The organism is Aquirufa sp. 5-AUSEE-100C1, assembly GCF_054558655.1.
Map to the genome: position 1 here is coordinate 807,338 of NZ_JBPXKO010000001.1, position 15,480 is coordinate 822,817.

Annotated in this window: 12 protein-coding genes; 5 read left to right on the forward strand and 7 right to left on the reverse strand. The window is 42.1% G+C overall.

What is annotated here, in order from left to right:
• Positions 1-20: 20 nt before the first annotated feature.
• A complete protein-coding gene (locus tag ACMH5P_RS03605; RefSeq protein ID WP_459492945.1) occupies positions 21-3,302 on the reverse strand; it encodes a PAS domain S-box protein in 3,282 nt (1,093 codons plus the stop codon).
• Between the two features lie 47 nt (positions 3,303-3,349).
• Here ACMH5P_RS03605 and rsmA point away from each other — a divergent pair, with 47 nt between their 5' ends.
• From rsmA to ACMH5P_RS03625, 4 genes are all read left to right on the forward strand, one after another.
• On the forward strand, positions 3,350-4,159 hold the full coding sequence (gene rsmA / locus ACMH5P_RS03610) for a 16S rRNA (adenine(1518)-N(6)/adenine(1519)-N(6))-dimethyltransferase RsmA (RefSeq protein WP_459492946.1): 810 nt from the start codon (positions 3,350-3,352) through the stop codon (positions 4,157-4,159).
• Positions 4,160-4,231: 72 nt separating this feature from the next.
• The gene (mgtE, locus tag ACMH5P_RS03615; RefSeq protein ID WP_459492947.1) at positions 4,232-5,608 is read left to right on the forward strand and encodes a magnesium transporter; all 1,377 of its coding nucleotides are present in this window, start codon (positions 4,232-4,234) and stop codon (positions 5,606-5,608) included.
• 3 nt (positions 5,609-5,611) lie between these two features.
• Positions 5,612-6,061 (forward strand): D-aminoacyl-tRNA deacylase, encoded by a 450-nt coding sequence (dtd, locus tag ACMH5P_RS03620; RefSeq protein WP_459492948.1) that lies wholly within the window; start codon positions 5,612-5,614, stop codon positions 6,059-6,061.
• A 2-nt stretch (positions 6,062-6,063) separates the two neighbouring features.
• On the forward strand, positions 6,064-6,393 hold the full coding sequence (locus ACMH5P_RS03625) for a nucleotide pyrophosphohydrolase (protein WP_459492949.1): 330 nt from the start codon (positions 6,064-6,066) through the stop codon (positions 6,391-6,393).
• Positions 6,394-6,396: 3 nt separating this feature from the next.
• Here the strand turns inward: ACMH5P_RS03625 and ACMH5P_RS03630 are convergent, their stop codons facing one another.
• Genes ACMH5P_RS03630 through ACMH5P_RS03640 form a run of 3 tightly spaced genes read right to left on the reverse strand, consistent with a single transcriptional unit; the run spans position 6,397 to position 11,761 of the window.
• Positions 6,397-7,062 (reverse strand): hypothetical protein, encoded by a 666-nt coding sequence (locus ACMH5P_RS03630; RefSeq protein ID WP_459492950.1) that lies wholly within the window; start codon positions 7,060-7,062, stop codon positions 6,397-6,399.
• Between the two features lies 1 nt (position 7,063).
• Positions 7,064-8,743 carry a TonB-dependent receptor gene (locus ACMH5P_RS03635; RefSeq protein WP_459492951.1) on the reverse strand — a complete coding sequence of 560 codons (1,680 nt, stop codon included), beginning with the start codon at positions 8,741-8,743 and terminating at the stop codon, positions 7,064-7,066.
• The gene (locus tag ACMH5P_RS03640; protein WP_459492952.1) at positions 8,744-11,761 is read right to left on the reverse strand and encodes a tetratricopeptide repeat protein; all 3,018 of its coding nucleotides are present in this window, start codon (positions 11,759-11,761) and stop codon (positions 8,744-8,746) included.
• Between the two features lie 148 nt (positions 11,762-11,909).
• Here ACMH5P_RS03640 and ACMH5P_RS03645 point away from each other — a divergent pair, with 148 nt between their 5' ends.
• Positions 11,910-12,347: an Lcl C-terminal domain-containing protein gene (locus ACMH5P_RS03645; RefSeq protein ID WP_459492953.1), complete on the forward strand. Its 438-nt coding sequence runs from the start codon at positions 11,910-11,912 to the stop codon at positions 12,345-12,347.
• Here ACMH5P_RS03645 and ACMH5P_RS03650 read toward each other — a convergent pair.
• The 3 genes from ACMH5P_RS03650 to ACMH5P_RS03660 are packed head-to-tail and all read right to left on the reverse strand — an operon-like array spanning position 12,313 to position 15,479.
• Positions 12,313-13,386, reverse strand: coding sequence for an alkane 1-monooxygenase (locus ACMH5P_RS03650; protein WP_459492954.1), 1,074 nt, complete (start codon positions 13,384-13,386; stop codon positions 12,313-12,315). The two genes, ACMH5P_RS03645 and ACMH5P_RS03650, sit on opposite strands and share 35 nt — an antisense overlap.
• 31 nt (positions 13,387-13,417) lie before the next feature.
• Positions 13,418-14,575, reverse strand: a complete 1,158-nt coding sequence (locus tag ACMH5P_RS03655; protein ID WP_459492955.1) for a glycosyltransferase — start codon at positions 14,573-14,575, stop codon at positions 13,418-13,420.
• A 1-nt stretch (position 14,576) separates the two neighbouring features.
• On the reverse strand, positions 14,577-15,479 hold the full coding sequence (locus ACMH5P_RS03660) for a glycosyltransferase family 2 protein (protein WP_459492956.1): 903 nt from the start codon (positions 15,477-15,479) through the stop codon (positions 14,577-14,579).
• Position 15,480: the final 1 nt, after the last annotated feature.

Here is a 15,480-nt window from a genome sequence, read left to right on the forward strand (position 1 = left end):
ATCGGCCAATATGGCACGTATTAGGCGAATCTGTCTTGAATTGCGCGCTTAAATTCCGCGAGTGCGGATTTTAGCTCGATGATTTCTTTAGGGAATTGACTGAACTCACATAGCTTGGCCTTGGCTTCTATAAGCTGACAGATACGATGTACCTGGGCAGCTCCCAAGGTGCCTGAATTTCCCTTTAAGGTGTGTAACTCGGATTGTATACCCTTGCAATCGTTTTGTGCATATGCCTTTTCAGCGGCTTCGATCTGTTCTTCGGCTTCAGCGATGAACTCGGTTAGCATTCCCTCCACAAACACAGGATCCCCACCGACGGCATCCGATAAGGATTTAAGAACTTCTTCGTCGACCACCTCAAAAGATTGATCAATTATGACACCATCTGGAGCATGACCTTCATGAACCCATTTGCCCACCATTTGAATAAGCTGCTGGGCTCGAATCGGTTTGGCTAAATAATCATCCATACCCACCGCGAGGAATCGCTCCCGATCCTCCTTCATGGCATAGGCCGTCATGGCAACAATAGGTGGCAAATTCGAAATCGATTTTTTTAGTCGGCGCGTAGTTTCCATCCCATCCATTTCAGGCATTTGGATGTCCATTAAGACCAAATCAAAATTCGTATCCTGATTCAAACGATCGATGGCTTCCTGACCACTGGTAGCCGTTTCTACAACACAACCTGCTTTAAGGAGTATTTGAGAGGCTACTTTACGGTTGGTCATGTTATCATCCACCAATAAAATACGTGCATGCACTTCTTTCAAAGTCCCGGCGATATCAAAATTATCCGCACGTTTGATGCTGGACGCTTTGGATTCATCCCCGATCGCTAAATGTACCGTAAACCAAAACGTACTTCCTTTGCCTTCCTCAGATTCTACTCCTATTTCCCCATCCATCATCTTAGTAAACTCACGAGAAATCGCGAGACCTAATCCCGTACCGCCGTAATTCTTCGAGGTAGAGTTGTCCAATTGCTGGAAGGCATTAAATAATTTCTTCAAATTCTCCGGACTGATACCAATTCCTGTATCGGTCACCCGAACCATCAGCTCAACCTTATGATCAGCTATTTTAACCGGAGCAACCGAGATGCTCACGGAACCATTTTCCGTAAACTTCAGGGCGTTTGAGGTTAAATTCGATAGGATTTGGAGCAAACGGGTCTCATCGGCTACCACAACTTTAGGCACCTTGGCATCAAGATGGTAACTCACCTTATTCCCCTTTTGATGGGCAATTGGAGTAAATAAAGCCATCAATCGATCCAATAAATCCTCAAAGACAATGTCGGCCGGATGCAAGACCATCTTACCTGCCTCGATTTTGGCGAGATCCAAAATGTCATTTAGGATATGTAAGAGGGTCTCGGATGATTTCCGTATGGTTTGCAAATAATCTTGTTGGTCCTCATTCAATGGCGAATCACATAGCAAATCCACCATTCCGATTACCCCGTTCATGGGTGTACGAATCTCATGGGACATATTTGCCAAAAACTGCTCCTTCACCTTTAGAGAATGTTCGGCCTGTTCCCGTGCCTCTACCAATTCGGCTTGGTATTTCTTTAAATCCGTGATGTCTCGGGCGATACCCGAAACCTCCGCAATCATGCCATTGGATTGGATGGGATTCAAATAAATCTCCAACCATTTTTGTTCGCCTTGTTTCGTGGCGAGCTCAAGTTCAAAATGTTGTTTTTGGCCACGGAAGGCAAGTTTATATTTCTCTTCCAAGGGTCTACGCTCATTGGGCGCGACCAGTTGGAAACCCATACTCTCCGTACTGAAATTCAATTGGGGTTTGATTCGCAATTGCTGCTCCAATAAATCCGCATATTCGTGATTGAAACTCGTGAGCATCAATCGCTTATTCACCGACCACATTAAGTGGGAACTTCCTTCGAAAATAGCATTTAATCGAGCGGTTTCATGGGCCAATGCCTCTTCAGCCTGCTTGCGCGCAATGGCGACAGCGACTTGGCTCGAGATAAAGTCGAGCAATTCCAAATCTCGATTTTCATATTTGTTGGCACGCTCATAAGACTTCACCCCAATGATACCTGTAACGCGATCACCTATACGCAAGGGCACGCAAAGCATAACTTTGGGTACAACACCATAGAGGTAGATTTTCCTTTCTTGGGCCAATTGATGAATATCGTCATCATGAAGGATTAGAGGCTTATTCGCCATAATCGCATATTCCGTAAGGCCATTTCCGAGTTTACGCTTGGTGAAATGAACGCGGGAGTCGAAGTATTCATCGATGTAATACGGAAAATACAAGTAGCTCTTTCCGGGGTCATACTGGGCTATGAAGAAATTCTTCACATCGATAACCTCGCCGAGTTGCTTGTGGATATTGATATACAAATCATCCAAATTGGTGGAATTAATGGCCACCTGCGCAATGGAAGAGAATAATTTATTGGCACGCTCAGCACGCACTTTTGCGGTCGAGTTATGTAAAATACAGCGATAAGCGGTAGGTGCACCTCGTTCAAAGCGACATGTCGCAGAGCCCGAAACATAGAGTCGACGGCCATCTTTCCGCCGAAAGACAGCAGTAAATTCCGGCAGCTCCTCCCCCTTACTTAATTTATCAAACTGTTCTTGGGTTTGATGCGCGAATTCGGGGTGCAGAACGTCTTGAATTTTCAGATCACGGGCTTCCTCTTCGGTGTAACCCATCGTTTCCAGCCAAGCTTTATTCACAAATAGGAAACGGCCCGACACGCCCGTGATTTGAATCAGGTCGGTCGTATTATTAATCAAATCCTGCAATTGGGCATTGGACCGACTTAAAGCTTCCGAAACCTTCTTGCGCTCCGTGATATCTTCCCCAATGATACTTAAATATCGGGTTTGATCAGATTCTTGCACGATGGTCGAGGCGACCTCTACCCATTTCATGGAACCGGACTTTGTGATGTAATTACGTTCGCGGTCTTCGAAAAGTCCGCCGGCGGCGATGGCCTTTTGGAAGGAATCCCGACGGTCATCCGTTTCTCCTTCGGGCAATAGAGTACTGAAGAAATCTTTCCCGTTTAACTCCCCGTTTTGATAATCGAGTAATTGGTGTGTAAAGGAATTAGCAAAAACGATGGTTCCATCGAGCGCCATGATGATGCCGAATAACTTCAGCCCGGAAAGGGTTTTGATTAAGTTCTCTTTGGACGTTGCTTCGGAGGCGATATCATCATTGATTTCAAGGACATCCAATTGCTTTTTCAGCTCTTGAATTTCCTTGATGAGATCATCCTTTGTCTTGTTTGCCCAAACAGCCATGGCTTAATTCGCGAATTTTGCTTAAATGTACAAAAAAGGGCGTAATTTTGCGTACTCATAAGCCCCAAGAAGCCGTGCAAGTAAGAGCAAAGAAGAATTTAGGCCAACATTTTTTGAACGATTTAGACGCGGCTCAACGCATCGTGGATGGTTTGCAGGATCATGCCAACTACCAAAAAGTATTGGAAATTGGTCCAGGCATGGGGGTACTGACACAATTTCTGGTCAAGAAAAAGGAATACGAGACCTATTTGATTGAAATCGATCAGGAATCAGTGGCCTATTTGCGCAAACACTATTTGGAGTTTACGGGTCCACGATTGATCGATGGGGACTTTTTGCGGTATCCATTAGAAAATATTTTTGGTGAGGAGAAATTCGCCATCGTGGGAAACTTCCCCTATTTCATTTCCACACAGATCTTTTTTCGGATTTTGGAATACAAAGACCAATGTGTCGAAGTCGTGGGAATGTTACAGAAGGAAGTAGCTGTTCGCTTGGCGGCTAAACCCGGCAATAAAGATTATGGGATTTTGAGCGTCTTGCTTCAGGCCTTTTATGATATTGAGTATCTATTCAGTTTAGGGCCGGAAGTGTTTACCCCGCCACCCAAAGTGAATTCCGGGGTAATTCGTTTGGTCCGAAATTTCGATAAGAAATTAGCCTGTGACCCGAAGCATTTTAAGATGTTGGTCAAAATGGCCTTCAACCAACGAAGAAAAACCTTGCGAAACGCGCTTCGTGCGATGCAATTGCCCGATCATCCGCTGTTGACAAAACGTGCCGAACAATTGGGCGTGGCGGAATTCACGGAATTGACCTTGCTTTGGGAGGCCAATGGTTACCAAGGCGCATAAGAATTTAATACGGGCTTGACCACTTTTTGGGCAAAATTTCCGTAATTGCGAATCAATCTAATTCACTCATCCATGGAAGAAATCAACGTACAGCACCTTCCGTTTGAGCTCACAAAGGAGTTCCTTGAGGAAATTCGCCAGCTGATCACGGATCAGGCGAAGGATGAGATTATTGCCAAAATCGAAGATCTATTCCCTGCAGATATCACCTCCATCTTGTACGAATTGAATGGGGAGGAAGCAAAGTATTTAGTCCAACTTCTTGACACAAAAATTGCGGCGGAAATTATTTCAACATTAGATAGTGACGACCGCAAAAAATTCTTAAAGAATTTTACCTCCAAAGAGATTTCTGAATACATCAACATTGTCGATTCCGATGATGCGGTGGATATCTTGAACGAACAACCCGTTCGTATACGCGAGGAAGTGATCGCACTCCTCAAAGACCGTGAGCAGGCTCGCTTCATCATCGACTTAATGCATTATGATGAGGATTGTGCGGGAGGTTTGATGCAGAAGGAGTTGATTAAAATCAATGTAAGTCAGACGGTGACGGAATGTGTGGAGGAGATTCGCCGACAAGCCGAAGATGTGGAGAAGGTTTATTCCGTGTATGTGGTTGATGATGATGGCATTTTATTAGGTACGGTTTCCTTGAAAAAAATCATTTTGGCGAAACGAGGATCCAAGATTCAGGACGTTTATGAGGCCGATGAGATTGTATCGGTTCAAACGTATCGTTCGGGAGAGGAAGTAGCCGATTTGATGCAGAAATACGATTTGGAAGCTATTCCAGTCGTGAATATTCAAGGACGTTTATTGGGTCGTATTACGATTGACGACGTGGTCGATTTCATCACAGAGTCTGCCCAAGAAGATATTCAGGTGATGGCCGGTATCTCAGAGGATGTAGAAGAAGATGACTCCGTTTGGCTCTTGGTGCGTTCGCGTTTACCTTGGTTGATCGGTGGGATGGTCGGCAGTTTTTTAGCTGCTAAAATCATCGATCGTTTCGACGATACGATCGCTATTTTACCCGCCATTTCAGCGTTTATTCCTTTGATTGGATCAACTGGAGGAAACGTGGGAATCCAATCATCTTCATTGATCGTGCAATCTTTGGCAGATAAGAGTGGCTTGGACACTACATTATGGAAGCGTCTTCAAAAGGTATTTGTTGTGGCATTGATCAATGCTTTGATCGCAGCAATTTTTGCATTTGGTTGCTCGATGCTCGTAGCGAGTGGGGAAACCATGCTTTCATTCACCGTATCCCTTTCTTTATTTGCCGTGGTTATGTTGGCCTCCCTGATGGGTACCGTTACGCCACTGGTGCTGAATCAGTTAAAAATCAATCCAGCTGTGGCTTCCGGGCCTTTCATCACCACAACAAATGATATCTTGGGCTATGGAGTCTATTTCCTAATTGTTTATTTCTTGCTGTAAGAAATGATTGCAGTCATCCAACGCACTTCGTCGGCCCAATTGCATATTGATGGTCAATTGCATGCCGCTATAGAACGAGGATTTGTGGTCCTTTTGGGGATACGTGTAGACGATACCGTTACGGATGTTGATTATTTAGTAGGCAAAATTCATGGCTTACGCATCTTTTCGGATGAAGAAGGGAAAATGAATTATTCGCTTGAGCAAGTGGGTGGACAAATTTTACTAGTGAGTCAATTTACGCTACACGCCGATACCCGCAAAGGAAACCGACCCAGTTATATGTCGGCAGCTCGACCTGAGCAAGCCATCCCTTTGTATGAGCAAATGATTCAAAAGCTTTCTAATGTGTTGGGAGCTCCGATTCAAACGGGGGTCTTTGGGGCGGACATGCAGGTAAGTTTATGCAATGACGGTCCAGTCACCATTATCATCGATTCTAAAAATCCTTAAATATGACATTAGACGAGGCGCAAGCACAAGTAGATCAATGGATTAAGACAGTAGGCGTTCGTTATTTCAGCGAACTCACCAACATGGCCATGTTGACTGAAGAAGTAGGTGAAGTGGCACGCATCATAGCCCGTCGGTATGGGGAACAATCCGAAAAGGAATCCGACAAACAAAAGGATTTAGGCGATGAGATGGCGGATGTACTTTTCGTGTTGATCTGTTTGGCGAATCAAACAGGCGTGAATCTGACCGAAGCACTGAATAAAAATCTGGAAAAGAAATCAATCCGTGATGCGGAGCGTCACCAAAACAATCCAAAACTAAAGTCCTGACAATTATTTCGTCGGCGGAATTTGACTCGCAGAGATACGCTTGCTAATTGATTTCCCTTCCTCTTTATTCGGAATGAAAGGCTTAATCAAGGAAATCATATCCAAGGCCGGATTGAGTTTCTGAATTGCCTCATGACGTACATCAAATTCCGTTTGGCCTGAAATCTGCGCGTATTCTGCATCCGAAAGTCTTTCGTGTTGATTCTTCGAATTACTAAATGTCGCTAAATGCACATTGGCTAATTTCCCACCCTCCCAAGAAACAACTTCACCCCCATGGGCCCAATTAAATCCCGATAAGGTAAAATTCTTACCATTTAGTTTCTGAACCTCCTTTAAGGGAAGGCCGAGGTACAAACCTGAATTGGTTTTCCATTCCGATGCTTCTCCATGAATCGTCACATCGACAATTTGTCCCTCTCGGTAATATACGTAAACTTGTTTCGTCGAATTAGGGAATATGATTGAACCTTGCAGGGTATCATCGCCCATGACCCAATTCGTGTCTACCACTACGTTGCTTGGGCCATATTTAGCTGTTAAACCTTTCAAATCTCCACAGGCTAATACTTCATCTAGAATTTGCGTAGGTGACACATCTACAGATTTTTCGGAAGATCCACAAGACCACAATAGGCAAGCAAATAAAAGAACTGAAAAGTATTTCATGTTAGAAAGAATAAGCAAAAGAAAGGGTTGCGTTTAATCCTTGAACTTGGTATTGGTAATAGCGTTGGTAGTTTTTTCCCAACAGGTTATTTCCTGATAAACCCAGATTCATATTTCGTTTGATAAAATAATTTATTTTAAAATTCACATCCAAAATATCGTCCAACTGAATTAACTGATTTTTGACAGGTTCTAGGGCAAATAAAGATTTCATCCAATAGACATCCGGTGAAATGACGATTTTGGGAGAAAGGCGCCAGGAATTAGTCCACGACAAGGTCGTCGAAGGAACGTGAGGGGCATGGAATTGGACACCTAACTGCTGGTGAATCACGTGATTGAATTTAAAGCTCGACGTAAACTGCGAGGAGAAATTCAAATTCAAATTCCCCGTAAAATTGCTTACTTGGATTTTTTCTAATCCACCTCGGTATTGAACATCAAATTTATTGTTTGCCCCGACCGCATTAATCAAGAAAGGTAAATCAGAATATTCCGCGTAATCATATTTCACCTCAAAATCAATCTTTTTATTTTCGCCGATTCCTTTAATTCCACCGTAAACATGGCCCACTTGATTGGTATTTTTCAGTTGGCTTGGAATACGCATCCATGGATTTTGATTAAGAAAAGACTGCAAAGAATTAAATTGTACATCTCCACCGATTCCACCAAATAAATGGATGTAGTCTGACGCCCCAAAATCCATTTGCAACATAGGGAATACACTCGTCTTTTCAACCAAGGGATTATCAAATTCGGTTGCATAGAGAAAACCTGCATTTAAACTTACTCGAGAGCTTTTATAAGCCAAATGCGGATTTATCCGTTGTAAGTTTCTATTCCACTTTTGCAAAGTCGAATTGGGCTTATATTCTGAAAAAATATAATCTCCAACCAATTTAAATCTTAGATGCTCGGATAACTTGTATCCATATATGGCCTTCGCCCTGATCACAGTTTCTGACAAATCAGACGAGTTCCGCAGTTGGTCTCCTGATACAAGAAACAAATATTCCGTATTCCCCCCTTGTTTGGCACTACTTACTTTACCTTCTGCATTAAATCGGCGATAGGTTACTTCGATATCGGACTGTTTAAGAAATGTAGGTATTTCAGAAAGACCATAAAAGTTATTCGTCTGTTGTTGGTAGCCCAACGTACTTTCCCAATAATTAACCTTTCCTAAGGAACGATTTTCGAATCGTATTTGATTTTCGCTTCGAGCGGAATATTCAGATTTTACGGGCCCAAATTGATTGGCATCATGATGAACATGCATACCAAAAAACTTATTTTCTTTCTTACTTTGACCAACATCAAAATTAAATAACGTATGCCCGTAGTTACCTAGACCAAATTCTACGGCATTTGAATATTTGTCGCCATAGGCCGTTTTGTTGGTTTCATTGGCGCGCATATCTTGCGCGGCAGGAGGCTGAATTTTAGGGAGCGAATCCAAGGGCCAATTTGATTCGCGTAATTTAATGTCGGGCACATTAACCAACGAATTTCCAAATGACTTCATGGGTAAATAGGCACGATCGGTGACCTTCAAATTCATTACCGCACGGGTCGTATTAGGAATCGTGATGACGGAACGTTCGATTCGAGATTCTTGCGCAAATAACATTGCTGGCAAGCTTACAAGACCCAGAAAAAGAATAATTCGTTGCTTCATTTATTGAATTTCGTCCATTTTTTTCTTGGCTAACACCTTCACCGCATCATCGGATGAGCTGTTTAACACACTCTGCAATATCGCTTTGGCCTGCACCAGATTTTTTAATTGCACAAAATTGTCTGCCATTTGCAGATAAGCCAGCCCTACAATCGAATCCGGCAAATGATAATAGCGCGATTCCGCTTGCACAAACTGCCCCACAATCCATGCATTGGATGCTTTCCAATCTTTCTGCAAAGCTTTTATTTTCGCAATGGCAAGAGATGCCCGACCGCCTACTTCGTCCAGATTGAGGGCGATAGCCTTTTCAAACCATTGATTAGCTATGGTAAATTCTTGAGCATCCAGGGCATATTGACCAATATCAAACGCCCATTGACTCTTTCGAGTTGAATCGGCTTCATCCACATCAGCCCAAAGTTTGGCCAAAGCTTCAAATTTACCCTGCTGCCTATAAATTTGTTTTAGTTTATCTTGAACTTCACGTGTTAAGGTATCTTGATAGTTGATATTAGCTTTCAGGTCAACTAATTGATTAACAGCTAAATCGAGATGTTTTTGTTCTTCGTAAACGAGCGCCAACATATATTGTGATCGATTTGCAAAGGATACGCCTTGTTGGCTCCGTTTTAAATAAATCACCGCATTGTTTAAATCTTTCGTATGGTAGGTGGAAACACCTAGCATGTAATTCAATTCATCCGATTGCTGATAGCTTGGATATTCTTGCGTGAATCGAACCAATTCAGGAACCAGTAATTTGTATTTACCTTGACGGAACATTTCTGCGCAGATATCATACCATTGATCTGCTAAGGTTGGGTCATCCCCATGCTGGGTCGCATAAATACGCTGTAATTCAAGTACTTCAGCGTAGCGGCCTGCCTTTTTTAAGAGTTCATTTGCCCCGATAATGGCCTCTTTGGCCGATGAATCGGTCGTGTACTTGCGAACAATCGTAACATAATCATCCATGGCTAAAAACCATTGATTCGTGTTTTCGTAGGCTTGGGCACGTAGAAGTAGCACCGGCGCAAAATAGGGATTTGTCGGGGACTTCTGTTGCAAAAATTGAACCGTATTTTTTATTACCTGCGCATATTGTTCTTCACTTTGTTGGCGGTTTTTTGCCTCATTCAAGCGGTAAAATACGGCATCCGACTGGATATCACTGGGAAATTTAGCTAGGTAGGCTTGATAAACTTCAGCGGCTTCCTTGAATTTGCGAAGATTGTAATAGATCGCCGCTTTTCGATCAATTATTGTGCTGGTTTGGGGAGAGTTCTGAGCGATTGCTTCATCAAACAATTTCATCCCTCCTTCTAAATTCCCATTGGCAATGGAGATCTCTGCCAAATTACGCAAATCATCGACACTACGCTGCCCGCTAGGCTTATTCGCCACATATTCTTCAAAATATTGCAAAGAACGATCATAGTAAGTAATGTAGGCGAAGGAATATGTCAAACTTAAACGAATACGCTGACTTAGTTCTTTCGAACCGGTTGGAAGTGAGGTTTCTGCCAACAAAGGAATATACAATTTGATGGCATCCGAATTACGATTATTACGGGCAAACATTTCTGCTTGAGCATAACGCGCATACCAGGCCATTTCACGATTCACCGGAAAGTCAAGCGATTTTTTAAAATAAGTAATCGCCTTTCGGTCATCATGTTTATCGAAAGCCAATGTCGCGATTGCGTAACAGGTTCTTTGATAAAGCTCTTGAAACTTCACTTTTCCTACCGGAAAATTGAGCATAAAATCCTCGATCGAACTTAAGCTATTCTGTTTATTCAATGCCTCGAGGGCATAAGAAACAAGGACCTCTGCATGCTTATTTTGAGGGTTACGCTTTTGGTAGTCTTTAATTTCCTTTAAAAGTTCAGACCATTTTTGATTCCGTTGTAATAGGTTAAATGACATAAGAACCGCTTCCTCGGCAAGTTCAGGATTAAATGGCATGGCAGCTACCTCTTTCAAAGCTTGGAGTGCCGAATCCCATTGTGCTTGATCGATAAGAATTAAGGCGCGCGTTTTCGCAATTTCTTGATCGAGCGAATCTTTCAGCCGACTGGGTTTGGCTAGGAACTTAAGCGCTTCCTCATATTGCTTTGATTTGTACAGCGAGAAAGCATATTTATAGGTGCGTTCTCGATTCATCAGGGACGCTGACTTTTCAAATACAACCGCATAACTTTTCGCAGCACTTCCATAATCCTGCTTTTGAAATTGCAGTTCTGCTATAATCGAAGCCAAGTTTCCAGAAGATTGCTTGTATGTCGAATCGCGTAATATAGGCTCTACATAGGTCACTAAATCAGCGTAACGATTCATTTTCATGTAGGCAGAACTAATCCAAACAGGTGCTTCAGTAGCATACTTGGGATCTGCGACAGCTATTTTAAAATCCTCAATCGCAGTCTCATATTTACCTTCCCGAAAATGCATCACCCCAGAGTAATAAGCAGCAGGAAGGGCAAACTCTTCTTCAGATTCTAACTTTAATAGATTAAACAAATTCAAGGCCTCTTTGTACTGATTCGATTTGTAGTAAGAGACGGCTAGGTAATATTTGTGCTCTAAATTAGTTTGCGAAGAATTACTCAGATATTTAATCGCCCTCGCCCAGTCACCCGTCTCATAATAAAACACGCCAATTTCAGTCACTAACTTAGCTGTGTAGGGGCTTTCCGGATGATCTGCAATAAATTTAACAGCCTGTACTTCCGCCTCTGGACGCATGGAAAAAATCGAACAGATTGCGATGTAGTATTCCACTGTGGTGCGCTCTGAGATCAGTAATTCTGGCTGCGATTGTAAATGTTTCAAGTAAAAACGAAATTCCTCCTGTGCCGCAGTAAAGTTATTCGCATCAAAAAAAGATTTTGCTCGACGGAAATGCTCGTAAGGGTCAGTAATTTTAGTCGTTTGCTGCCCATGAATAATGAAAGGCTTAACAAAGAACACGGCAACAACTAAATAACTAAATAAAAAGAATCGTTTTTTCATCTACACAAAGTGTACTTGTAGGGTTATTACAATAATACAAATTTTATTTCAAAATTATCCCGCATTTTAAACGATAAAAGTGCAAATAAATTTCCTCTGATATTTATTTTACCTAATTTTGAATTTATTAGTAAAGATGTAAGCTCCTATGACTATTCGTAACTTATTCATATTCAGCCTTCTTTGTTTTTGTGCATTTCAATCATTGGCACAAAATCCAAGCAAGAAGCTACCTCCCATTAAAATGGGAGGATATGTGATTTATGAAAAAAATGGACACGGCCTTATCGCATCGATACAAAATCTCGGAAAATTAGATTACAACGAAGCGATCAAAGCCTGCGATTCACTTCAAGTCGAGGGATTTTCAGATTGGCGCCTACCTACGCGGGAGGAATTTGAATTAATTCACCCCAAGTTAAACCTCAAGAAAGTTGGCGGGGGAAGTATTTTTCAATCCTCGTGGTATTGGACGTCCACGGAAATAGATAAGCAAAATGCGTGGACTCACAACCTCCAAACTGGCCTACAAGCATCCTATTTCAAGGATTTTAAATGCTTTGTAAAAGCGGTTCGTTCTTTTTAGGCAAAACCCCATAAAATCTCATTTGGCGATCCATTACCGAAAAAAACAGTGGGGGAATCAGTGCCAAAATTAACATTCCCGGATAACCAGTCGGCATTTGAGGAGCTCCCTCATGATGACGTAAGATTTGATATTTACGTGAGGCGGAATAATGATGGTCACTGTGCCGACTTAATTCAAACAGTAAAATTCGTCCCAACAGGTGGTTGCTATTCCATGAATGCACAGGCATAACGCGGCCAAATCGACCGGTTTCTTTATGTTCACGCATTAAACCATAATGTTCAATGTAATTGACGGCTTCCAACAACAACATGCCAATCATAGCAGTCAGAACAAAATAAAGGCAAGTATCCGAACCAAAATATAAATAGATCGCTACCAAAAGACCTATTTGAAAAAGGGTGTAGAGCAACATTTCATTCGAAAGACTCCAAAACCCTTTCCCCTGCTTCTTCAATTCTTGAAGCATGATTTTCCAAGCACTCCGATATGTACCTGGGATGGTCTGCAAGAAAAAAGCATAAAGCGATTGTTGGTATTTTGCCGTGCTCGGATCCTCTGGCGTACTTACATGCGTATGATGACCCTTATTGTGCTCAATGAAAAAATGCATGTAAAGACTGGTAGAAAGCAACAACTTGGCCATATTTTGCTCGTAAACCTTCACACGGTGCCCCAACTCATGCGCTAAATTGATTCCAAAAATTCCTGCTAATAGCCCGCAAGTCAATATCCGACCCACGCGATCAATCGTTGAAATCGTCGGATCCGCAATGTTATCCAGAAAAACATACAAGCATACCAACTGCAATACAAACGCAACATACAAGACTACATCATAGGCCTTATTTTGCTTTGCCTTCAATTCATCATCTTCCGATAAATTTTCTTGATTGGCCGGAAGCAGTAGTTCAGCCAAGGGAACAAAGGCGAAACTAAAGAGGATGCTTAGCCAACAAGATAAACCACTTGATTGATAGGAAATTAATGCCCCAGCAAACAACAAAAAAGGAATTAAGTACTTGATTATGCGCATGTTGAGAATTGAATTACGCAATGATACTAAATTAAATTTGCTTCATCGCAATCAAAAAGTCTTGAGCTACCTGTTTGATTTGGTAGTGATCCAAAAATAATCGGCGCGCATTCGAACCTAATTGATTTCGATAATCCTCCTCTAAATATATTCGAGACAATCCAGCATACAACGAATTCAATTCTGGCTCGCAAATCAACGCCGCATTTGCTGAGATTAATTCGGTTGCAAATCCAACACGCGTACTAAGTATGGCAGGCTTGGAATAAGCCAATGCTTCCAAGGCCGCAATCGAAAATCCCTCGGAGTAACTGGGCAATACAAACGCATCAACTTCATTGAGCAAAAAGGCCTTATTGGCCCCAGTCACGACATCAAATAGATGAATATTCGTTAAGGGATACTTCGCCATGCGCTCCTGTAGCGCAATGGAATAATCATCTACCGGTCCCGCAATAATTAATTGAACCTTTTCTCCATGCTTCTTACTTAATTGCTCGAACGCATCCACTAAGATATCGATGCCTTTTTTTCGATTGATCCGACTCAAAAACAAATATACGAACGAACCATTACGTTGAATCCCTTGGATGCGATTCACAAATTCTGCACTTGGTTCTTCGATTGCACTCGCCATGGGATCCAAAATTCCATTGGGGATAAAAACAATTTTTGAACGAAGGTCAGGAAATAATTGGAGGAGAATATGTTCCTCTTCCCGACTAATCACATGAATCATATCCGCCGAGCGCAAATAACGTTTTTGGATTAAATTCCACAACAATCTCTTTTTCCAAGCGGAACGTTGGAAGGCATAGGTGTCAAGAAAACCGTGTACTGTAACGATTTTTTTCGCCCTACTCGGAACTAAAAAAGGAAGAATCGAGCCAAAATACCAAAGTCCATGAATGTGAATGTAATCGTATTTGTTTCGGTTTTTAATAAACCAAAAGAACAAGGACCAAGAAAATTCGGACAAGAACCGAGACCAAAAACTTGGTCGGAAAACATGCAGATGAACGCCTGGCGCCGTTGGGTATGGGTGATGATGCACTTCCATTGAACTTGCTATGGAAACATCTAGACCTGAGGCAACTTGAAATTGTGAATGATTTAAAATAACACTCGCGGGGCCACCTGATTCATAGGAATAGGAACAAACATGCAATAAATGTTCTTTCTGTCTCATCCTATAATTCAATCTTCCATTTCTCCACGATCATGGATTTTAATCGCTCAGGGTCATGAGCAGCCTCTTTTTCAGCTTCATAAATATTGATATCGACCAATAATCGATACCAAAGCCCTTGCATAAAATGAAAAATCCAAACTTTGGGATGATCTAAGAAGCCTAACTGAAAAACAAATCGAAAGATAAAATACAAAATCGCACGAATTCCCAAGGGCATACGATTATAAAAGCTATTTTTGGCAATTCGTTTGATGTGAGCCTGTCCGGAACCTGTGGCACTCAGGTCGGTCGTAAAGGCAAATTGATATTTTTGATTTAAAGCATCTGCAGCCTCGCGACGGGCATAATTATTATGCTTTAACACCCACCAATGGATAGAATTTAAATTTTCATCGATCAAATCCCCCTTAAATCGAATCGTAGCTCCTTCACGTAAGACGATGTGCTCATCCATAAGTCTTTGCTCGCACTCGCCCATCCCACTTCGCCACAAACGCAGCAAATGGATGGGGTAAAAACCTCCAAAACGAATCCATTTCTCCTTAAAATAGACTTTGCGAGTAAATTCAATACCTGAAATCTTTGGTGAAATAGCGGCTAGGGATTGTTTGATCTCCGCCTGTAATTCCGTACTTAAATATTCATCCGCATCCATGCGAAGAGTCCAGGGCGATTGAATATTCGCTGCCTGAATTCCCCAATTTAATTGCTTGGCATAATTATTTTCCCAAGCATGGACAAAGATCTCTGCTCCCATCGCTTGCGCGATTTCAACTGTTCGATCCGTCGAATTGGAGTCAATAATACAGATGCGATCACAAACACCCCCTAAGCTTTCTAAGCAACGAGCGATGTGTTTTTCTTCATTAAACGTTAAAATAACGGCCGTAATCGAAGTCATG